The following is a 19,827-nucleotide window of genomic DNA, read 5'->3' as shown; positions in this document are numbered from 1 at the left end:
TTGTGACGATGGCAAAGGGACAGGGATGTCAAAAATGCTCGTACACCGTACCGCCGTTTCGTGCAGGCCACGGGCATCGAAAACCGCTGCAGCGTCTTGAGTGGCCAGCGAAAAAGTCACCACGCGACCTACCTCGACAGCCGGGCGCTAACAAGCGCTAACAACGCATAACTGGCAGTCATTCGGCTGTGAAGGCAGGCTTGAACCTCACCGCTGAACGCCGGCCCACCCGCAAATCTTTCCGGCAGCCGCGCTCAGTCGAACGATGGTTTTGCGAGGGATTCGACCATGGCTGAAGGTTATCGCCACACTTGCCTGTGCGAGTCAGACCGGCTCGGCAACGACGAATTGTATGCCTTGGTCGCGGGCGCCGTCCGGCATGGCCGGGGTGAGGCGCAACAGCTGTTCGCGACGGTGACACCGTTGCTTATCGCCTTCTACGAAGGTCAGGTGCAGGCCGGGCGGATCCGTCGCGAAGACACCGGCAGCCTCGTTCAGCAAGCCTTCAGGGCGCTCTATCAGGAACAGGCCGCCCATGACCCGAGCTTTCCGTTTCGCGCCTGGCTGATCGAGATCGCCCGCTCGACCCTGCTCGACAATCTTGGCCATCGCGGCGCTGATGCCGTGGCCACGGCCGACGCGCTGGCGGGTGCATCTGCACGCGAATGTCATGAACCCACGCGGGCCACATGAACCGCCCTCCACGCTGTGAAATGCTTTTCAGGGAATGCCCATGATCGATATCGAAAAAACCCTCTACTCCGCGCATACCTGCACCACAGGCGGCCGCGAGGGCACAGGACGCAGTGACGATGGCCGACTGGATCTCAAGCTGTCGCCCCCGGGTGCGCCCGGCTCCGGAACCAACCCCGAGCAATTGTTCGCCGTGTGCTGGTCGGCCTGTTTCCTCGGCTCACTGCGCCACGCCTGCAACGCGCGCAAGATCGTTTTTCCGGCCATGGCCGGGGTGGATGCTCAAATCGACCTGGTCCACGGCGAGCAAGGGTTCTTCCTGCAAGCGAAACTGGCGGTGTCACTGCCGGAGATCGAGCCGCAAGTGGCGCAACAACTGATCGACGCCGCGCACCAGAACTGCCCCTACTCCAAGGCCACGCGCAACAACATCAAGGTCAGCATCACCCTCGCCTGATCTGTCCCCCGCCGACACCAGAACGCACCGTCTTCCAACCACACCTTCGTACTATCCGGCGACACCATGGTGCAATAGATCGCGCCCGGGGCTTTTGATGTGATGGCGGGAAACCGACAAAAGCCAGGAGTTGCGCATGAACAAGCTGACGACTGCCGCGGGCGCGCCCGTGGTTGATAACAACAACGTACAGACCGCCGGCCCCAGAGGCCCGATGCTGTTGCAGGACGTATGGTTGCTGGAAAAACTGGCGCATTTCGATCGGGAAGTCATCCCCGAGCGGCGCATGCACGCCAAGGGTTCCGGTGCGTTTGGCACCTTCACCGTCACCCACGACATCAGCCGCTTCACCAAGGCCAGACTGTTTTCCAGCGTGGGCAAGACCACCGATGTGTTCGTCCGTTTCTCGACCGTGGCCGGTGAGCGTGGCGCGGCGGATGCCGAGCGCGATATCCGTGGATTCGCCATCAAGTTCTACACCGAGCAAGGCAACTGGGATCTGGTGGGCAACAACACGCCGGTGTTCTTTCTGCGCGATCCGTTGAAATTCCCCGACCTCAACCATGCGGTCAAACGCGACCCGCGCACCAATATGCGCAGCGCGCGCAACAACTGGGATTTCTGGACGTTACTGCCGGAAGCACTGCATCAGGTCACGATTGTCATGAGCGATCGTGGCCTGCCGCGCACCTACCGCCACATGCACGGTTTCGGCAGCCACACCTTCAGTTTCATCAGCCCGGCGAACGAACGTTTCTGGGTGAAGTTCACCTGGAAAACCCAACAAGGCATCGAGAACCTGACCGATCAACAAGCCGCAACACTGATCGGCGATGACCGCGAAAGCGCCCAGCGCGACCTGTACAACGCCATCGAAGAAGGCCACTTCCCGCAATGGAAGCTCTACGTACAAGTGATGCCGGAGCTGGACGCCGAGACCTACCCGATCAATCCATTCGACCTGACCAAAGTCTGGCCTCACGCGGATTACCCGCTGATCGAAGTCGGCGTGCTCGAGCTCAACCGCAACCCGGACAACTACTTCGCCGACGTCGAACAGGCGGCCTTCAACCCGGCCAACGTGGTGCCCGGCATCAGCTTCTCACCGGACAAAATGCTCCAGGCCCGGCTGTTCTCCTATGGCGATGCCCAGCGCTATCGCGTCGGCGTCAACCATCATCAGATCCCGGTGAACGCGCCGCGCTGCCCGGTCAACAGCTATCACCGTGACGGCCAGATGCGCACCGATGCGAACGCGGGCAGCACAATCGGCTACGAGCCCAACAGCTATGGCCAGTGGGCCGAGCAACCGGATTTCAGCGAACCGCCGCTGGCCCTGAAAGGCAGCGCCGGGCACTGGAACCACCGCGAGGACGACGACTACTTCTCGCAACCAGGCGCGCTATTCCGGGCCATGTCGCCCGCCCAGCAACAGGTTTTGTTCGAGAACACCGCGCGCTCGATCCATGGCGCCAGCGCTCAGACCCGGCAACGCCACATCGATAACTGCACCCAGGCCGATCCAGCGTACGGTGCGGGTGTTGCGCAGGCCATCGAAGCGCTGGGCTGATCCGCAATGGCGTAAGCAAGGCAAGCAGGACAAGCAGGATTGATCCTGTTTGCCCTGCTGCCGTGGTCAGTCCTCTACGATGCTTTTCGCTTCAAGAAACGCTTCCAGCCCCGACACCCCGAATTCCCTGCCGATCCCCGACTGCTTGACCCCGCCAAACGGTGCCAGCAACTCCGGCGCGATCCGGTTGATCAACACCGAACCGGCCTCCAGGCGCGCAGCGATACGTCGGCCCCGTTCCGCCTCGCGGGTGAACACATACGCCTGCAATCCGTAGACGCTGGCATTAGCGATGCGGATGGCGTGTTCTTCATCGTCATAGGCGATGATCGACAGCACCGGGCCGAAGATCTCTTCCCGGGCAATGTCCATGTCATTGCTGACTTCGGCAAACACCGTGGGCTTGACGAAATAGCCCTGGCTCAGCCCGGCAGGCCGGCCCTCCCCGCCGACGATCAATCGCGCGCCCTGCTCCAGCCCGCGCCGGATAAAACCCTGCACGCGATCAAACTGCGCCTGGTTGACCAACGGGCCGATGGCCGTCGCCGGATCATGGGGATTACCGACCACTAGGGCGTCGACCAAGGCTCTTACCCGCTCGATCACCTGCGGCAGGAACGCGCGCGGCACCAACAGCCGTGTGCCGGCAACGCAGGCCTGACCGTTGTTCATGAAGGCGGCATTCAGCGCCATGGGGATGGCCGCTTCGAGATCCGCGTCGTCGAGCACGATGGACGCCGACTTGCCGGTGAGCGACAGACTCACCCGCTTCATGGTCTCGATACCCGCGCGGGCAATGAGTTTTCCGGTGGCGGTGGAACCGGTGAACGAAATCTTCGCGATGTGCGGGCTGGTGCTGATCTCGTCGCCCACTTCGCCGCCACGGCCCGAGACAATATTGATCACCCCGTTTGGCAGTTCCGCACGGTGCAAGGCGAGCGCGAGCACCTGGGTCTGCAACGGGCTGAGTTCGCTCGGCTTGATGACCGAGGCGCAGCCGCCGGCAATCGCCGCCGCCAGTTTGCTGCACACCGTACCGGCGGTGCTGTTCCAGGGCGCGAACAATGCCGATACCCCAACCGGTTCCATCACGACGCTTGCACGGCCCACAGGCCGCACCAGCTCGTAGTTTTCGAGAATCTGCGCCGCGTTGACGAAGGATTGCGAGGCGTACTGGCTGACCCATTGCGCACGGGCCAACGGTGCGCCGTATTCCTCGATGGCGGTGTCGCGTATCTCCTCGGTGCTCTCCAGCACCGCCGCCTGCAGGCGCTTGAGCATGTCGATGCGCTCGGCTTTCGAGGTGCGGCCCATCGTGACTTGCGCACGCTGGGCGGCGGCGATGGCTTGCCTGGCATCCTCGCGATTGGCCAGGGTGACCGTTCCGATGACGGACTCCGTCGCCGGGTTGATGCATTCGATCGTTTCGCGGCCCTGAACGGGCACGAACGCACCATCGATGTAGCTGTGCTTGATAGTCCACATGGCGATTTTCCCAAGGGTTGAAACAGCAACGCCCGGAACATCCGGGCGTTGATCAGGGCGACGGTTCAGTCGGGTAATGACTCGCGGCTGAAGGCCTGCACCTCCTGCACCAGACCCCGAGCGGCCATTTCCACCAGTTGCCGGCCTTTTTCCGGCGAAGCCTGGGCCGGGTCCGAGCCCATGCGGCCGTCCGGGTGACGGGCACGGAAATCCGCCGCTTCCCGGATCGGCCCCCAGTTGGCGATCTGCGGCGAGTAGTCGGCCGACTTGATGGAATCGGGGTAGGCCCATTGGGTCACGGCGATTTCCGAAGGGGTCGCGTGAATGCCGTGGCCGGTCGGGAACTGCTCGCGCGCCAGCTCGTTGACCCCCTCCAGATCCCACCAGTTGCACAGCTTCAGGGCGAACCCGGCTTTGCGTCGGGCAAAACTCGCTTCGGCGTACAGCTCCGAAAACGCCGCTTCGATTGACGCGATGTTGCCGCCGTGGCCATTGAGGAAAAAGATCTTTTCAAAGCCATGGGCGGCCAGCGAACGGGTCCAGTCGGCGATGGCGGCGATGAACGTCGAGGGCCTGAGCGAGATGGTGCCGGGGAAGCCGAGGTGATGTTGCGCCATGCCGATGTTGAAGGTCGGGGCAATCAGGATATCGGCGTTTTTCTGCGCTTCATGGGCGATGATTTCCGGGCACATCCAGTCGGTGCCCAGCAGGCCGGTCGGCCCGTGCTGTTCGTTGGAACCGATCGGGATGACGATGGTGCGGCTGCGTTCGAGGAATTGGGCGATTTCGGACCAGGTCGATAGGTATAAAAGCATCAGGATTTCTCACTCTTCGAAGGTTCCTCGCGGAACGAGGCTGGGTGTTCAGTGCACCTGCAACAGCAGTGTCATTGATACCACCCGCCTCCCTTCGACGACAGAATACGAAGGTATCGGAATCGCGAAAACGCGCTAATCGCGAACGAGAAATTCACGGGGCGATTCACCCATCACCCGTCTGAACATGGCACTGAAGGCACTCTGGCTGGCGTAGCCCAGATCCCGGGCAATCACCCCGACGGATTGCCCCTTGTCGAGCCGGTCGATGGCGGTCGCCAGCCGCACCTGCTGCAGCCAGTGGCGGAAATTCAGGCCGGTTTCATTGACGAACAGCCGTATCAGCGTGCGCGAACTGGCACCGACCCGGTCTGCCCAATAGCCGATGGAATGGTCTTGTCCGGGATCCTGCAGAATCGCCTCGCACACCGTGACCAGTCGCCGGTCGACCGGCCATGGCACTTCGATCGGCAACGTCCGCGCCGCCTGCAATTCACTGAGTATCAACGCCACGATGTGCGCGTTGCGGCCTTCCTGCGGGTATTCGATCGGCTGCTCGGCCAGGGCCAGAATCAACTCGCGCAGCAGTCCGGGGATCTCCAGTACTTTGCAGTGATGGCCCAGCCCTGCGCAGACCTGCGGCTCGATGTAGATCGAGCGCATCTTGACCGCGCTGAGCATCAACTGGTCGTGGATCATTCCGGGCGGAATCCACAGCGCCCGTTTCGGCGGCAGGATCCACAACCCGCGCTCGGTGGCCACCCGCATCACGCCGTTCGAGGCATACAGCAACTGCCCGTGCCGATGCACGTGCGGTTCGTTGTATTCGCCGGTGGCCTGATCACGCACCAGCACGGTCATTACCCGCGGCACGTCCTGATAATCGGGATAACGTTCGCTGCGCGGCGCGGAATCACGCTGGGCGATGATCTTGCGCACCTCCTGTTTCATCGCTGGAGTCTCCTGAAAACAGACCTTGATCGTGTTAAAGCGGCGATTGTCACTTTGGCGACAAACCCTGGCATTTGCCATGGCCGGCCCATTGTTAGCCTTGCGCTCATTGTTCATCAATGAGGCCTTTCCCATGGCAATCACCCGCAATCTCTCCGGCCACCAGCAGAGCGTCACGGCGGTGATCGGCCTGCTGATCCTGTCCATCGCCCTGCGTCCGCCGATCATTTCGGTGGGGCCGGTTCTGTTGCTGATCCAGCAGCACTTCCAGTTGAGCTACACCCAGGCCGCGCTGCTGACCTCGATTCCTGACGTGTGCATGGGTGTGTTCGCGCTGGTGGTTCCGAGCCTGGCCAGGCGCTTCGGGATCGATCGCAGTGTGGTGGTCGCCCTGACGTTGTTGGGCGCCTCGACCTTGTTGCGGGCGATCTCGCCGAATGCATTCTTCCTGCTCGGCAGTACGTTCTTTGCCAGCATCGGCATTGCGGTTGCCGGCGCGATGACCGGCGCGTGGATCAAGACTCACTTTGCGCAACGCCCGGCGCTGTTCATGGGCATCTATGCCGGCGGCTTGAGTCTGGGCGCGACCCTCGCGGCGGTGCTCAGCGCACCGATTGCCGAGCTGGCGCAAGACTGGCGAGTCAGCGCCGGAGTCTGGAGCGTGCTGTGCCTCACCGCCATCGCCAGTTGGGTGTGGATGGCACGCCGTTTTGCGACACCGGCGCCCACCGTGAAATCGCCATCGAGCCCGAGCAAACGCCTGCCCTGGCGCAATCCGCAGGCCTGGCTGATCGCGTTGAATTTCGGGGCCGGGCAATTCGTGGTCTACGCCCTCTTCGCCTGGATGGCGCCCGCCTCGGTGGAAGCGGCCACGTCGAGTGTTTCCCCGGGCGTCCTGCTGGGCATTTTTACTGCAGTGTTCGCCGTGGCCAGCGTGGGTGCGGGCCTGATTCCGGGCAAGGCCCACGACCGGCGCGGTTTGCTCGGGTTGTCGGCGTTGCTGGCCCTGCTCGGGGTGGGCGGCATGGCGTTCCTGCCGGCGTACTGGCCGATGCTGTATGTGGTACTCGCGGCCATCGGCCTGGGCATGGGCTTCACCGTGGCCATGACCTTGCCGCTGGATCACGCCCGCACCAGCGAACAGGCCGGATTGTGGACGGTGTTCATGTTGTTCATCGGTTACCTGATCGCCGCGCTCGGGCCGCTGCTGTTCGGTGCCCTGCGCGAATACGCCGGACACTATGGCCCGGCGTACACCTTGCTGTTCGCGGTACTGCTGTTGATGCTCGGCATCACGCCCCTGCTCAGACTGGCACCGGCAACTTCGCCGCAGGTGTCCGTTGCCTGAGCGGGGGGTGACAGACCTGCGACGCGCCTCGGCACGTCGCAGGGTTTCAGTTGGCCGCCGCGGCTTTTTCAATCAGCCGCGCCACCGGTGCCGGATTCGACACCATCACCACGTGCGACGCGCCCTTGACCACCTCAACCGCCCTGGCATCTGCACGCTTGGCCATGAACGCCATCGCCTGGGGCGGGATGTTCTTGTCCTTGTCGCCGTAGATGTACCACGACGGAATGTGCTTCCAGGCCGGCGTTCCGGCCTGCTCGTTCAGCGCCGCTTCGGTGACCGGACGTTGAGTAGCCGCCATCAGCGCCGCTTGTGCAGCCGGGACATCGGCAGCGAACTGGTCGTGGAACTTGCTCTGCTGGATGTACAGGTCCTTGCCGCCGTCGGCCAGCGCAACGGGTGGTGCCAGCGTTGGTCCGAGGGTGCTGCCGGGAAACTTGCCGGCCAGCCCGGCAACGGTTTCACCGGCCTCGGGGGCAAAGGCGCTGACGTAGACCAGCGCTTTGACATTGGCATGATCGTTGGCCGCATCACTGATGACGTTGCCGCCATAGGAGTGACCGACCAGCACCACTGGCGACTGGATGCTGCTGAGCAACGCCGATACCGCTGCGCCATCGCTCTTGACGCCGCGCAGCGGATTGGCGGCGGCGATCACCGTGTAGCCATCCTTCTCGAGAATCTTCGCCACGCCGTTCCAGCTCGACGCGTCGGCAAACGCGCCGTGCACCAGCACCACCGTGGGTTTGGCGGTTTGGGCGAAGGCATTGGCACCCAGGCACAGGCCCGCAGCGATGCTCAGTGCAATCAGTGTTTTTTTCATCTGGATGTTCCTCGTATGACGGATTCAGGGAGCGTATCGAGTGAAGACAAAATCGTGGTTCTGCACCCGCGCCTGATGGCACGCAAAGCAGGTCTGGTGCTGGGCTTCGTCGGCGGGTTTGCCGTTAATGAAACGGCCGAATCCCCAGCCACCGGTCGAGGCGTATTTGCGCGAGTCCTTGACCATCACCTGAACGGTGGTGGCCGCTCCCGGAATCGAGGCTGGCTCGAACTCCGGCGACTGCACGTGTTTCCACGCCAGCTTCACCAGCACCGTGCCGTCGGGAAAAGGCAGCGTCGCGTTCTGGTAAGCCTTGATCGCCCGGTCATTGCCCAACACCGCGCGCAGTTCATCCAGCGGCGCGGCTTCCTGGGCCGGGGCAATCAGCGCCCACTGCCGATAGTTTTTCGGCAGCTTCACGCCGTAGATCGGCGAGGCATCGCCGTCATCGGCCTCGCCCAACGCGACACCGGTGGCCGCCAGTGCCGCGAGCGCAATGGCCGCTGGCAACACGGCCCAATGGTTGAATTTCATGGTCGGATCCCCTTCGGCCGGCAATCAGAGATGATCGGCATCGATCACCGCCTGGGCGAACGCTTGCGGCGCTTCCTGCGGCAGGTTGTGGCCGATGCCGCCGCTGATCAGCCGGTACTCGTACTTGCCGGTAAAGCGTTTGGCGTAGGCCTCGGCCGGTGGGTGCGGCGCACCGTTGGCGTCGCCCTCCAGGGTGATGGTCGGCACGCTGATCGAGGGGAATGCCGCGAGTTTTTTCTCCAGCGAATCGTATTGCGCTTCCCCTTTGATCAGTCCCAGGCGCCAGCGGTAGTTGAAGATCGACACCGCGACGTGATCCGGATTCTGCAACGCGGCGGCGCTGCGCTCGTAAGTCGCGTCGTCGAAGGTCCACTTCGGCGAGGCCAGCTGCCAGATCAGTTTGGCGAAGTCGTGGGTGTTCTTTTCGTAACCCAGACGGCCGCGCTCGGTCGCGAAGTAGAACTGATACCACCACTGCAACTCCGCCGCCGGCGGCAGCGGCGTCTTGCCCGCCTCCTGGCTGCCGATCAGGTAACCGCTCACCGCCACCAGCGCTTTCACCCGCTCGGGCCAGAGCGCGGCGACGATGTCGGCAGTACGCGCGCCCCAGTCATAGCCGCCAAGCACGGCCTGCTTGATCTTCAGGGCGTCCATGAAGTCGATCAGATCTTTGGCCAGCGCCGCCGGCTGGCCGTTGCGCACGGTTTTGGCAGACAGGAAACGCGTGTCGCCATAGCCGCGCGCGTATGGGATCAGCACCCGATAGCCCTTCTGCGCCAGCGCCGGGGCGACATCGGTGTAGCTGTGAATATCGTAGGGCCAGCCGTGCAGCAGGATGACCACCGGACCGTCGGCCGGACCGACTTCGGCGTAGGACACGTCCAGCAGTCCGGCCTTGACGTGTTTCAGCGCGCCGAACGAAACGTGGGTGCCGGCGGTAATGGCGTCAATCTTGCCGGCGGGCACTTCGGCGGCGCTGGCGTATGCCGAAGCGATGCCCAGCGCAAGCGCCAGGATCGAACCGGCGAGCACGCGCCGGGATGGGGTTACAGCGTTAAAGTCAGTCATGCCGAGTCTCCCTCGTGAACCGCCGGGCGGCGGTTCCGGGCTTTGTGGTCAAGGGCTTAGGGTTGAAGTGCTTGCGGATTGCAGGGTTAGCGGGCTGCCTGCGCAGCGGTTTTCTGCGCGGCCGCGCGCAGTGGCCGGAAGGCTTCGCGCAGTTCTTCGCTGAACAGTTGCGGTTGCTCCCATGCCGCGAAGTGACCGCCCTTGCTGACTTCGCTGAAGTAGGCCAGCGACGGGTAGGCGCGCTGCGACCAGACTTTCGGCGCCCGGTAGATTTCGTGGGGGAACACGGTGATCGCCACCGGCACCTTGATGTCGGCAGTCTTCTGCGCGGCGGCGCTGAAGTTATTGTTGTTGTTCTCCCAGTAGAAACGGGAGGACGACGCCCCGCTGTCGGTCAGCCAGTACAGGCTGATGTCGTCGAGCATTTCATCGCGGCTCAGGACCTTCTCGGGCTGACCGTCGCTGTCGGTCCACGCGGCGAATTTTTCATACATCCACGCGGCCGTGCCGGCGGGCGAGTCGGCCAGCAGATAACCGATGGTCTGCGGTCGGGTCACCATCATCGCGCCATACGCGGCGTTGCGACCGAAGAACTGGCTGAGCGAGTTGAAGGCCGTCACCTCCGGCGCGGTCATTCCGGCCGGGGCCGGGTCGCCGCTGTTGATCGGCTTGACCAGTTCCGGCGGCACGGTGGCCGGCATGTTCAGGTGGATGCCCAACAAACCGGGCGGCGCCAGGCGACCCAGCGCATCGGAAATCACCGAGCCGTGATCGCCGCCCTGGGACACGTAATGGCTGTAGCCCAGACGTTTCATCAACACATCCCAGGCCTTCGCCACCCGGTCAGGGCCCCAGCCGAGCTCGGTCGGTTTGCCGGAGAAACCATGGCCGGGAATCGACGGGATCACCACGTCGAACGAGTCCTCGACCTTGCCGCCATAGGCCACGGGATCGGTCAGCGGGCCGATGGTCTTGAGGAATTCGAACTGCGAACCCGGCCAGCCGTGGGTGAGGATCAATGGCATCGCATTGGGGTTGCGCGAACGCACATGGATGAACTGAATGTCGACGCCGTCGATGGTGGTCACGAACTCCGGCAAGGCGTTGAGCTTGGCTTCGGCCTTGCGCCAGTCATAGCCGTCGCCCCAATACTTCACCAACGCCTGGACCTGCGCCAGTTGCACTCCCTGGGACACGTCGCCGACCGTTTCCTTGTCCGGCCAGCGAGTGTCGGCGATGCGTTTGCGCAGGTCGCTCAATTTCGCTTCGTCCACATGAATGGTGTACGGGCGAATGGCTTGCGCCGGATCCGCTGCCGGGGTCGCGGCCCAGACGCCGCTGCTGCCCGCGAGTACGGCAAGGCCGAGCACGCCGCCCCTGATGGATGACGCCAGGCAATGGCGCCAGGTAAGACCGGACGAAAGCGCAACCATGATGGATCTCCTTGTAGTCATTATTCGAAAGGCATCGCCAATCGGATCAGACCACTGCGTTGGCACCGGGGCGATTACACGATGGTGTCGGTCGATACCTTGGTATGACGCGCAGGCCTGGCGCACAAAATCGCGCTCGAATTCAGCAGCGGTTAACGGGCAGAATGCGGCGGGGAAACGGCTCATTTGAATGACAGATCGGATCAAGGATTGCGGATGCGTGGGGAAACAGCGCTCGAACGCCTGAGCAGTACGCCATCGACCACTTCGCCGTGGTGGGTGATCGGGCTGTGCATGCTGTTCAACGTGATCGACGGACTCGACGTGATGGCCATGGCCTTCACCGCCAGCCGGGTTGCGGCCGAATGGGCGTTGAGCGGCGCGCAACTGGGCCTGTTGTTGAGCGCAAGCCTGGTCGGGATGGCGCTCGGTTCGCTGCTGGCCGCGCCCAGGGCCGACCGCTTCGGGCGCAGACCTTTATTGCTCGCCGGCCTGCTGCTCAGCGGCCTGAGCATGTTGCTGTCGTTCTGGAGCCCGGATCATCACGTGTTGATGCTTTTGCGACTGCTGACCGGTATCGGCACGGGGGCGGTGCTGGTGGGGGCGAACGTGCTGACGTTCGAACACGCCAGCCCGCAGCGACGCAATCTGGCGATCGCACTGCAATCCCTCGCCTTCGCCATGGGCGCCAGTCTGGGCGGTGTGCTGGCGCATGTACTCAATGATTTGATGGGCTGGCGGTATGTCTTTCTGGCCGGGGGTTGCATCACACTGGCGGCGGCATTGGTCGGTGTCTTCTGGCTGCGAGAATCGCCGTCATTTCTGGCACTTGAACAGCGCGCGCCTGCTCCTCCACTGTCGCCGGACATCGCTAACCGGCCGTTTTCGCCCGGTCAATGGCAACAGACTCTATCGCTGGCACTGGCACTCTTTCTGTTGATGTTCTGCTTTTACTTCGTGATGAGCTGGACGCCGGCCCTGTTGGTCGACAATGGCTTTACCGACCAACAAGGCGCCCGGATCGGGATGCTGTTGGCGCTGGGTGGCATGCTCGGCGCCCTGCTTCTGGGTCTGGCGGCCAATCGTTACGGCTGCCGACGTTTGTTGTCGGGCTTTCTGCTGCTCAATGCCGCCCTGCTGCCACTGATGCTGCCGGCCACGCGCGTCCCCGGTCTGGCGACACTCGTGGCGGTCACGCTGGGGCTGATGCTCAATGGTGCAGTCGCGGCTCTGTATGTCCTGGCCCCTCAAGCGTTCTGCACGTCGGTCCGCACGACCGGCGTCGGCGTGGTGCTGGCGACGGGGCGTCTGGGGGCGATCATTTCGCCGGTGGTCGCCGGGTTTCTGCTGGATGCCGGATGGACCGCACAACACCTGTTCACGTTTTTCGCCGGTAGCCAGGTGTTGGCGGCCCTGCTGATCTGGCGTGGCGTCAAGGGACGATGATCAGCTTGCCCGTCGTGTTGCGCGACTCGATATCGCGATGGGCCTGTTGCGCATCATCCAGTGAATAACGCTTGCCGATCACGGCTTTCAGTTTGCCGGCACTGACCCACGCGAACAGTTGCCGGGATTTTTCCAGCAGCACCTCGCGGTTGCGCACGTAGTGCATGACCGAGGGATACGTCAGCTTGATGCTGCGCGGCATGCTGAAGATATCGATCGGCGGGGTCGGGTTCATGAACGGTCCGTACAAGGCCAGGGTGCCGAAATAATCCAGCAGCTCCAGCGAGTCGGCAAACCCCTCCGCGCCCGTGCCGTCGTACACCACATTCACCCGCTGCCCGTCGGTCAGGCGCATGACCTGGGCGGCAATGTTTTGCGCTCGCCCGATCACCACATAGTCCGCCCCCGCCGCGAGCACCGCCTCGACCTTGTCGGCATGAGAAACCCGGCCTATGACCTTGCCGCCCAGCAGCTTGATCAACTGGGTCAGCATCAGCCCCACGCCCCCGGCCGCCGCATGCACCAAGGCTACGTCGCCCGGCTGGATCGCATGCACCTTGTCCACCAGATTGCTGGCGGTCAGGCCCTGCATCATCAAGCTGGCGGCGGTGGCGAAGTCGATATCGTCCGGCAGCGGCACCAACTGGCTGACCGGGGCGATCACCTGTTCGGCGTAGCTGCCCGGCACGTAATGCCAGGCCACGCGGTCACCGACAGCGAACTCCGTCACCTGCGGGCCACTGGCCAGGACGACGCCGGCGCCTTCTGCACCCAGCGTCAGCGGTAGCTCCCAGGCAGCGCCGAGCCCGCGTCGGGCACCGGTGTCCATGAAATTGATACCCGCCGCCATGACCTTGACCAGGACTTGTCCGGGCCCCGGTTCTGCCAGTTGAATGTCCTGCACCGTCAACACTTCGGGCCCGCCAAAGGCCTGGATAACCACTGCTTTCATAATGTTCTGCCCTGTCATCGGGACGACCGGTCCTGCTGCCTTTCGGGTGGCAGGAGCGCGGACGTCACGTTGCTTTCACTCAACGTCGAAGGACGTTGAAACCAGGGCCAAGGCTGCGCGGCGGATGTATCCCGGCGGTTTCGCCAACCCGGCGCTGTGCATGCTTGTATGGCTTGAGGGGCCGTAGATACAGTGGCTTACAAAAGCGCCACTGTGATGCCCATCGCAGTGTGCAATGTCGGCCGATATTCGCCACGGGTGACACCAAAGTATGATGGGCGAGTGCCATCCGAAGGCGCATCTTTGTTCAACGGTGACTGCACACAATGAGAATCGGTATGACGAACGAGCAGGAGCGCGTCATCGAGGACGGTCCAGGCCGCGCGGGTGACGCGGTCATGCCGGCGCCGGGGATCGACTCGATCATCGACAGCATCCCGGCCATGGTCGCTTTCATGACGCCGTCCGGTGAGCTGGAACAGGTCAACCGGCAAATCATGGAGTACATCGGCGCCCCGCTGCATGAACTGAAAAACTGGCAGGCCAGCGAGACCGTGCACCCGGACGACCTGCCCTCGGTCATCGCTGCCTGGATGCACTCGGTCAGTACCGGCACGCCCTATGAGAACGAGCACCGGATTCGCCGCGCCGACGGTGTCTATCGCTGGTTCCATGTGCGCGGCCTGCCGATCAGAGACAGCGAAGGCACCATCACCCGCTGGTGCGTGCTGCAGGTCGATATCGATGAGCGCCGCCGGGACAAGGCCTTGATCGCCAGTGCCCTGGCTGAAGTCAGCGCGTCGGAAGAACGTCTGCGCGGGATCATCGACGCCGTCCCCGGTTTTGTCTGGAGCGCTTCGCCGGAAGGCAACGTCGGCTTCGTCAATCAGCGCTGGTGCGACTACACCGGCATGTCCGTCGAACAAGCTTGCGGTGACGGCTGGACGGCGTCCATCCACCCCGACGACGCGCCGGGCCTGGCGGTTTATTGGCAAGGGATTCTGCAATCGGGCAGCGCTGGCGAGTACGAGGCCCGACTGAAGCGCTTCGATGGCGTTTACCGCTGGTTCCTGATCCGTGCCGTACCCCAGCGCGATGACACGGGGCGCGTCGTGCGCTGGTATGGCGAAAACACCGACATCGAAGACCGCAAACGGGCGGAAGTCTTTCTGGCCAAGGCCCAACGCCTGAGCGCCACCGGTACGTTTTCCTGGCGGGTGAGCACCGACGAGATCACCTGGTCGGACGAGGTCTACCGCATCCTCGAACTGGACCCAGACACGCCGCCCGGCTTCGAGGCGATCTATCGCCGCGTGCATCCGGACGACATCTCCAGCCATCGGGAAATGATCAAGCGCCAACGCCGCAAGGGGCGTGACTTCGAACACGAACATCGGCTGCTGATGCCCGACGGCACGGTGAAATACGTGCGGCTGGTGGCGCACTCGATCGCCCATGCGCCGGACGGCTTCGAATACATCGCCGCCCTGCAGGACATCACCCAGCGCCGGCTCGCCGAAGAGGTCTTGAGCAAGGCGCGCTCGGAACTGACGCACCTGGCCAGGGTCGCCAGCCTTGGCGCGGTCACGGCGTCGATTGCCCACGAGGTCAATCAGCCGCTGGCCGGCATCATCACCAACGCCAGCACCTGCCTGCGCATGCTCGGCGCCGACCCGCCGAATGTCGATGGCGCCAGGGAAACCGCGCGCCGCACCATTCGCGACGGCAACCGCGCGGCCGATGTGATCAATCGACTGCGGGCGTTGTTCTCGAAGAAAAGCATCACCCTTGAAGACGTCAATCTGAATGACGCGGCACGGGAAGTCATCGCCATGCTGCTGGGCGAGCTGCAACGCAACGGCGTGGTGCTGCATCCGCAATTTGCCGAGTCCCTGCCGCTGGTCAGAGGTGATCGGGTTCAGCTTCAACAGGTGATCCTTAACCTGATCATGAATGCCGCCGAGGCCATGAGTGCGATCCACGGCCGGCCCCGGCAATTGATCGTCAGCACCGGTCTGGGCTCGGACGAGAGCGTTTACCTGGCGGTGAAGGACAGCGGCAACGGCGTCGATCCGCAGGACATCGAGCGCATTTTCAATGCGTTCTACACCACCAAAAGTTCGGGCATGGGGGTCGGTCTGTCCATCAGTCGCTCGATCATCGAGCGCCACGATGGGAAGCTGTGGGCCAGCGCCAATGACGGCCCGGGTACGACGTTTACTTTTGCCATCCCGCATTCGACGGACTTGCCGCAAACCGATAACCGCGACCTCGCCGATCGCACCGTGGAGAATGATTGATGGGTACGCATTTGCTCGTATCGGTGGTCGATGACGACGAATCGGTTCGTGAATCACTGCCTGACCTGATCAAGGAGTTCGGCTTCGCCGTCCAGGCGTTTGCCTCGGCGCAGGCGTTTCTGGCATCGCCCTATCTGGACCTGACCCATTGCCTGATTCTCGACGTGGCCATGCCCGGCATGTCGGGACCTGATCTGCAACGGGAGCTGCTGCGCCGTGACTATCGCATTCCGGTGATTTTCATCACCGCGCACGGCGACGCCAGCGAACAGGCGAAGCTGCTGAACAGTGGCGCCGTGGAGTGCCTGTTCAAACCGTTCAGCGAAGCCCAATTGCTCAAGGCCCTGAGCGCCGCCCTGCCCCTCGACTGAGCGTGAAGCCGAACAGAACAAGGAATCGACATGTTGAACGCGAACAACGCAATCGCCCCTTCCCGTGGAGCATTACCGATGAGTGATGTCACGCCCGTCGTATTCGTTGTCGATGACGACATCTCCGTGCGCGAGTCGCTGGAGCTGATGATCCGCTTCGCCGGATGGCAGCCACGGCTGTTCGAGTCCGCGCAGGATTTTCTCGACGCGCCCCGGGCGCTGGTGCCCAGTTGTCTGGTGCTGGACATCAACCTGCCCGACCTGAACGGCCTGGATCTGCAGACCGCGCTGGCCGATGAGCGCCACAACATGCCGATCATCTTCATCACCGGCTACGGCGATATTCCGCGCACGGTGCGGGCCCTGAAGGCCGGTGCGGTGGAGTTTCTGACCAAGCCGTTCAATGACGAGGTGATCCTCAGCGCCATGGCCGATGCGCTGCAAAGCAGTCGCGTGGCGCTTGAGGGGGAAAAGAATCTGCGCGCACTGCTCGAGGCCTACAAGACCCTGACGCCGCGCGAGCAGGAGATCATGGCTTCGGTGGTCAGCGGGCGGCTGAACAAACTGATAGCCGCCGACCTCAACATCAGCGAAATCACCGTCAAGGCCCATCGCGGCAAGGTCATGCGCAAGATGAAGGCCCGCTCGCTGGCGGACCTGGTGAAAATGGCCGCCCTGATTACGCCGGAGTAGCAGGCAGGCTCTGCCAGAAGCTTTCCAGCCGACGCAGATCAAGACTGTCGAAGCCTTCCGACGCCCGCTCGCGGCAGGCACCGAGCAACGCCTGGGCCTGATCCGGTTGACCCTGTTCAAGCCAGAACCGCGCCAGATCCATCGATGACCGCAACTCCCACGCCCACGCGCCCTGCTCGCGACTCAGCGCAATGGAATCCTCAAGAACCGCCAGCATGGCCTGAACATCATCGGCCTGGATGACCTTGAGAATACCGGCCTTGATGCGCAACAACTCCGGCAGCGCAAAGGCATCACCGCTTCGGCGGCAGTGATCGATGGTGCCGTCGACCAGGGTCAGTGCCTTTGGGTGTTGGCCCACCAGCATCAGGCCTTCGGCCAGTGCGATTTCGAATGAGGTCGTCAGCAGTTCGTAACGCATGCCACGCAACCGCGCCAGACTTTCCTCCAGCATGGCAACTGCATCCCCCGGCGCCTCGGCGCGGATGGCGATCGCCGCGCGCAACCCGTGGCAAGCGGCAATGTAGGGGCCCAGTGCGTTGGTTTCGGCGACAGCACTGAACCGTTCGAGACTGGCAGTTGCCTTCGCCAGATCACCGGTCCAGATATAGATGCACAAGATCCAGACCATGGCGATGCAGTAAGTGACCGGATGCTGCAGCGCCGAGGCTTCGGCCTCGATCTGCTCGGCCAAGCGCCGGGCCTGATCGGGATAGCCCTGCAGCCAGAGTGACCGCGCCAGCGCCAGGCCCGTGCGATTGCGGTGATCGAAGCCGTAGTAAATCGTGTTGCTGGGATGCGACGGCAAACTGTTGCGCAGCGAACTTTCCAGTTCCTGGCGAGCCAGACGCTGATTGCCGAGCAGATGATGGGAGATGCCGGTCAGCGATGCGGCAATCGCGATGGCGGCGGGCTCGTTGAGGATGTTGCCGACCACCGCGGCCTGCTCCGCCCAGGCCAGCGACGACGGGAAATCACCGATGCGTTCGTAGAAAATCTGCAAGCGGCCCAGCAGCCGCAATTGTGAGCCGTAGTCGTTCAACGCGACTGCAATGTCCTGCGCCCGGAGCAAGGCTTTTTCCGCGGCTTCACTGTTGCCTCGGGTGAACATCAGCACCAGACCGAGCGCGGCTTGCAGTTCCATTTCGGTGGGCGTGCCGTAGTACCCCAGTTCCAGCAGCTCCACCGCCCGGGAGCACCAGGTGCGGCACTCGACCAGCAAGGAGAAATGCAGGAACAACGGCGCACTCGCGGCCGCCAGCGGCAACGCCAGTCCCGGATCGCCGTGGGGCCCGAAGCTCCATTCCAGCGCACCGCGAACGTTGCCCAACTGGCTGGCCAGACGCGCCGAATGACGGAAAATTTCGTCGGGCGCAGTCCCCAGATGGCCGAGCAAATCCATGTAAAACGCCGCATGCCGGAACGCCAGCGCATTGACCTCGGCCTCTCCCCGCGCCGCCAGTTTTTCCCGTGCGTAGGCACGCGTCATCTCCAGCAAGCGATACGAATCCGTCGAGTCGCTGTGATCGACCGTGACCAGCCCTTTGCACACCAGATCATCGAGGATCGCAGCCGCCGTGGCGCTTTCGTGTTGTGATTCGGCCACCACCTGAGCGGCAGCTTCCTGGGAAAACGGCCCGACGAAGACCGAAAACCGCTCCAGCGCCAGACGCTCCTGCGGCGACAGCAGGTCATAACTCCAGTCGAGCATGGCGCGCAGAGTCTGATGGCGGGGAACGGCGGTCCTGCGCCCCGACCAGCCCAGGGAGAAGCGCTCGCCGAGCAGCGCGTGGGTGGCCTTCAATCCGTGGCTCGCGACCCGCATCGCCGCCAGTTCGATCGGCAGTGCCATGCCCTCCAGCCGCTGGCAAATGTCCGCAATCATTTGCCCTCCGCCCGCTTCCAGCAACAGCGCGGCGTTGCTGGACGATGCACGTTCGACAAACAGCTTGATGGCCGGAAATGCCAGCAATTCCTCAACGCAGAGGTGTTGCGGCTCACGGGGAAACTCCAGCGGATTGAGCCAGTGCACGTATTCGCCACGCACCCGCAGCGGCTCGCGACTGGTGGCCAGAACCCCGACCTCCGGCGCGGTGTCGCTGATCTGTTCCAGCAGGGTCGACACCGCGTCGATCAGGTGTTCGCAGTTGTCGATCACCAGCATCAGCCGCTGCTCGCGCAAATGCGCGAGCAGGACAAACAGCGGGTCTTCCGCCTGCACCGGTATGTCCAGCGATCGGGCCAGTGCCGACGGCACCAGCGCGCAGTCTTCCACTTGCGCCAAATCGACGAAGCTGACGCGCTCATAGCCCTGGGCGGCGATGCGGTGCGCCACTTCGATGGCCAGGCTGGTCTTGCCGACGCCGCCGGGGCCGACGATGGTGAACAGCCTCGGTTGCTGCATATGGTCGATGACCAGTTGCAGGTCGGTCTCGCGGCCGATCAGTTTGGCCCGGGGCGGCAGACTGCAGACGCCCTCGGCAGTTCGGGTCGCGATGGGCGCCGGTTGCACAGCGGCCTGTTTTCTTTCCAGCGGCGCGACGAAGGCATAACCCACGCCCACCTGGGTCGCGATGTAACGGGCCTGTTCCTCGCCATCCCCGAGAATCCGCCGCAGGCCGGTCATGTGAAAACGCAGGCTGCCTTCGGCCACCACGCTGTCGGGCCATACCTTGTCGATCAGGTCGTACTTGGACAGCACCCGCCCCGGTTGCTCGAGCAAGGCGATCAACAGATCCAGCGCCCGCCCGCCGATCTCGACCGCCACCCCGTTGCGGGTCAGCAGCCGTTTACCTGGAACGACACAGAACGGACCGAAAATGAATTGGGTCGTGAGGGATTCGTGCAATGCGTCCGGGAAAGACTCCACGAGGATCGATCTCTCTAAA

The 19,827-nt window shown here is 63.2% G+C and carries 17 protein-coding genes; 8 read left to right on the top strand and 9 right to left on the bottom strand.

The window, feature by feature from the left end; genetic code table 11:
• Positions 1 to 288: 288 nt before the first annotated feature.
• From PDR5_RS12035 to PDR5_RS12025, 3 genes are all read left to right on the top strand, one after another.
• On the top strand, positions 289 to 693 hold the full coding sequence (locus PDR5_RS12035) for a hypothetical protein (RefSeq protein WP_064595653.1): 405 nt from the start codon (positions 289 to 291) through the stop codon (positions 691 to 693).
• A gap of 40 nt (positions 694 to 733) precedes the next feature.
• Entirely contained in the window at positions 734 to 1,150 is a 417-nt protein-coding gene (locus tag PDR5_RS12030) for an organic hydroperoxide resistance protein (RefSeq protein ID WP_064595651.1), read from the top strand.
• Between the two features lie 136 nt (positions 1,151 to 1,286).
• Positions 1,287 to 2,720 (top strand): catalase, encoded by a 1,434-nt coding sequence (locus PDR5_RS12025; RefSeq protein ID WP_064595648.1) that lies wholly within the window; start codon positions 1,287 to 1,289, stop codon positions 2,718 to 2,720.
• A gap of 66 nt (positions 2,721 to 2,786) precedes the next feature.
• Here PDR5_RS12025 and PDR5_RS12020 read toward each other — a convergent pair whose 3' ends face one another.
• From PDR5_RS12020 to PDR5_RS12010, 3 genes are all read right to left on the bottom strand, one after another.
• On the bottom strand, positions 2,787 to 4,205 hold the full coding sequence (locus PDR5_RS12020) for an aldehyde dehydrogenase family protein (protein ID WP_064595646.1): 1,419 nt from the start codon (positions 4,203 to 4,205) through the stop codon (positions 2,787 to 2,789).
• 65 nt (positions 4,206 to 4,270) lie between these two features.
• Complete coding sequence (locus PDR5_RS12015) at positions 4,271 to 5,020, bottom strand: creatininase family protein (RefSeq protein ID WP_064595644.1); 750 nt, start codon at positions 5,018 to 5,020, stop codon at positions 4,271 to 4,273.
• A 135-nt stretch (positions 5,021 to 5,155) separates the two neighbouring features.
• A complete protein-coding gene (locus PDR5_RS12010; protein ID WP_064595641.1) occupies positions 5,156 to 5,971 on the bottom strand; it encodes an AraC family transcriptional regulator in 816 nt (271 codons plus the stop codon).
• Between the two features lie 133 nt (positions 5,972 to 6,104).
• Between PDR5_RS12010 and PDR5_RS12005 the strand changes: the two genes are divergently transcribed.
• Entirely contained in the window at positions 6,105 to 7,319 is a 1,215-nt protein-coding gene (locus PDR5_RS12005) for an MFS transporter (protein ID WP_064595639.1), read from the top strand.
• A gap of 46 nt (positions 7,320 to 7,365) precedes the next feature.
• Here the strand turns inward: PDR5_RS12005 and PDR5_RS12000 are convergent, their stop codons facing one another.
• The 4 genes from PDR5_RS12000 to PDR5_RS11985 all read right to left on the bottom strand — a co-directional run bounded on the left by PDR5_RS12000 (position 7,366) and on the right by PDR5_RS11985 (position 11,177).
• On the bottom strand, positions 7,366 to 8,142 hold the full coding sequence (locus PDR5_RS12000; RefSeq protein ID WP_064595637.1) for an alpha/beta fold hydrolase: 777 nt from the start codon (positions 8,140 to 8,142) through the stop codon (positions 7,366 to 7,368).
• A gap of 24 nt (positions 8,143 to 8,166) precedes the next feature.
• Complete coding sequence (locus PDR5_RS11995) at positions 8,167 to 8,676, bottom strand: cytochrome P460 family protein (protein WP_064595635.1); 510 nt, start codon at positions 8,674 to 8,676, stop codon at positions 8,167 to 8,169.
• Between the two features lie 24 nt (positions 8,677 to 8,700).
• On the bottom strand, positions 8,701 to 9,744 hold the full coding sequence (locus PDR5_RS11990; protein WP_064595633.1) for an alpha/beta fold hydrolase: 1,044 nt from the start codon (positions 9,742 to 9,744) through the stop codon (positions 8,701 to 8,703).
• A gap of 86 nt (positions 9,745 to 9,830) precedes the next feature.
• On the bottom strand, positions 9,831 to 11,177 hold the full coding sequence (locus tag PDR5_RS11985; RefSeq protein ID WP_064595631.1) for an epoxide hydrolase family protein: 1,347 nt from the start codon (positions 11,175 to 11,177) through the stop codon (positions 9,831 to 9,833).
• A 216-nt stretch (positions 11,178 to 11,393) separates the two neighbouring features.
• Here PDR5_RS11985 and PDR5_RS11980 point away from each other — a divergent pair, with 216 nt between their 5' ends.
• Positions 11,394 to 12,623, top strand: coding sequence for an MFS transporter (locus PDR5_RS11980; RefSeq protein WP_064595628.1), 1,230 nt, complete (start codon positions 11,394 to 11,396; stop codon positions 12,621 to 12,623).
• Here PDR5_RS11980 and PDR5_RS11975 read toward each other — a convergent pair.
• The gene (locus tag PDR5_RS11975) at positions 12,610 to 13,575 is read right to left on the bottom strand and encodes a quinone oxidoreductase family protein (RefSeq protein WP_064595626.1); all 966 of its coding nucleotides are present in this window, start codon (positions 13,573 to 13,575) and stop codon (positions 12,610 to 12,612) included. The two genes, PDR5_RS11980 and PDR5_RS11975, sit on opposite strands and share 14 nt — an antisense overlap.
• 338 nt (positions 13,576 to 13,913) lie before the next feature.
• On the opposite strand from PDR5_RS11975, the gene PDR5_RS11970 reads away from it, so the two are divergent.
• The 3 genes from PDR5_RS11970 (at position 13,914) to PDR5_RS11960 (ending at position 16,939) form a co-directional block, all read left to right on the top strand.
• Positions 13,914 to 15,875, top strand: coding sequence for a PAS domain-containing sensor histidine kinase (locus tag PDR5_RS11970; RefSeq protein WP_237233827.1), 1,962 nt, complete (start codon positions 13,914 to 13,916; stop codon positions 15,873 to 15,875).
• The gene (locus PDR5_RS11965) at positions 15,875 to 16,246 is read left to right on the top strand and encodes a response regulator (protein WP_039771030.1); all 372 of its coding nucleotides are present in this window, start codon (positions 15,875 to 15,877) and stop codon (positions 16,244 to 16,246) included. The genes PDR5_RS11970 and PDR5_RS11965 overlap by 1 nt, the downstream gene beginning before the upstream one ends.
• A gap of 78 nt (positions 16,247 to 16,324) precedes the next feature.
• Entirely contained in the window at positions 16,325 to 16,939 is a 615-nt protein-coding gene (locus PDR5_RS11960) for a response regulator transcription factor (protein WP_064595622.1), read from the top strand.
• On the opposite strand, the gene PDR5_RS11955 is transcribed toward PDR5_RS11960, so the two are convergent.
• A complete protein-coding gene (locus PDR5_RS11955) occupies positions 16,926 to 19,808 on the bottom strand; it encodes an ATP-binding protein (RefSeq protein ID WP_064595621.1) in 2,883 nt (960 codons plus the stop codon). The genes PDR5_RS11960 and PDR5_RS11955 overlap by 14 nt on opposite strands.
• Between the last annotated feature and the right edge of the window lie 19 nt (positions 19,809 to 19,827).

The sequence above is a fragment of the Pseudomonas sp. DR 5-09 genome, assembly GCF_001655595.1.
GTDB lineage: Bacteria > Pseudomonadota > Gammaproteobacteria > Pseudomonadales > Pseudomonadaceae > Aquipseudomonas > Aquipseudomonas pharyngis.
This window is presented reverse-complemented; position numbering and strand designations above follow the sequence as displayed.

Excerpts from the sequence above, each read along its gene's own strand:
- PDR5_RS12035 (WP_064595653.1), top strand. The coding sequence starts at position 289 with ATGGCTGAAGGTTATCGCCACACTTGCCTGTGCGAGTCAGACCGGCTC.
- PDR5_RS12030 (WP_064595651.1), top strand. The coding sequence starts at position 734 with ATGATCGATATCGAAAAAACCCTCTACTCCGCGCATACCTGCACCACA.
- PDR5_RS12025 (WP_064595648.1), top strand. The coding sequence starts at position 1,287 with ATGAACAAGCTGACGACTGCCGCGGGCGCGCCCGTGGTTGATAACAAC.
- PDR5_RS12020 (WP_064595646.1), bottom strand. The coding sequence starts at position 4,205 with ATGTGGACTATCAAGCACAGCTACATCGATGGTGCGTTCGTGCCCGTT.
- PDR5_RS12015 (WP_064595644.1), bottom strand. The coding sequence starts at position 5,020 with ATGCTTTTATACCTATCGACCTGGTCCGAAATCGCCCAATTCCTCGAA.
- PDR5_RS12010 (WP_064595641.1), bottom strand. The coding sequence starts at position 5,971 with ATGAAACAGGAGGTGCGCAAGATCATCGCCCAGCGTGATTCCGCGCCG.
- PDR5_RS12005 (WP_064595639.1), top strand. The coding sequence starts at position 6,105 with ATGGCAATCACCCGCAATCTCTCCGGCCACCAGCAGAGCGTCACGGCG.
- PDR5_RS12000 (WP_064595637.1), bottom strand. The coding sequence starts at position 8,142 with ATGAAAAAAACACTGATTGCACTGAGCATCGCTGCGGGCCTGTGCCTG.
- PDR5_RS11995 (WP_064595635.1), bottom strand. The coding sequence starts at position 8,676 with ATGAAATTCAACCATTGGGCCGTGTTGCCAGCGGCCATTGCGCTCGCG.
- PDR5_RS11990 (WP_064595633.1), bottom strand. The coding sequence starts at position 9,744 with ATGACTGACTTTAACGCTGTAACCCCATCCCGGCGCGTGCTCGCCGGT.
- PDR5_RS11985 (WP_064595631.1), bottom strand. The coding sequence starts at position 11,177 with ATGGTTGCGCTTTCGTCCGGTCTTACCTGGCGCCATTGCCTGGCGTCA.
- PDR5_RS11980 (WP_064595628.1), top strand. The coding sequence starts at position 11,394 with ATGCGTGGGGAAACAGCGCTCGAACGCCTGAGCAGTACGCCATCGACC.
- PDR5_RS11975 (WP_064595626.1), bottom strand. The coding sequence starts at position 13,575 with ATGAAAGCAGTGGTTATCCAGGCCTTTGGCGGGCCCGAAGTGTTGACG.
- PDR5_RS11970 (WP_237233827.1), top strand. The coding sequence starts at position 13,914 with ATGACGAACGAGCAGGAGCGCGTCATCGAGGACGGTCCAGGCCGCGCG.
- PDR5_RS11965 (WP_039771030.1), top strand. The coding sequence starts at position 15,875 with ATGGGTACGCATTTGCTCGTATCGGTGGTCGATGACGACGAATCGGTT.
- PDR5_RS11960 (WP_064595622.1), top strand. The coding sequence starts at position 16,325 with ATGAGTGATGTCACGCCCGTCGTATTCGTTGTCGATGACGACATCTCC.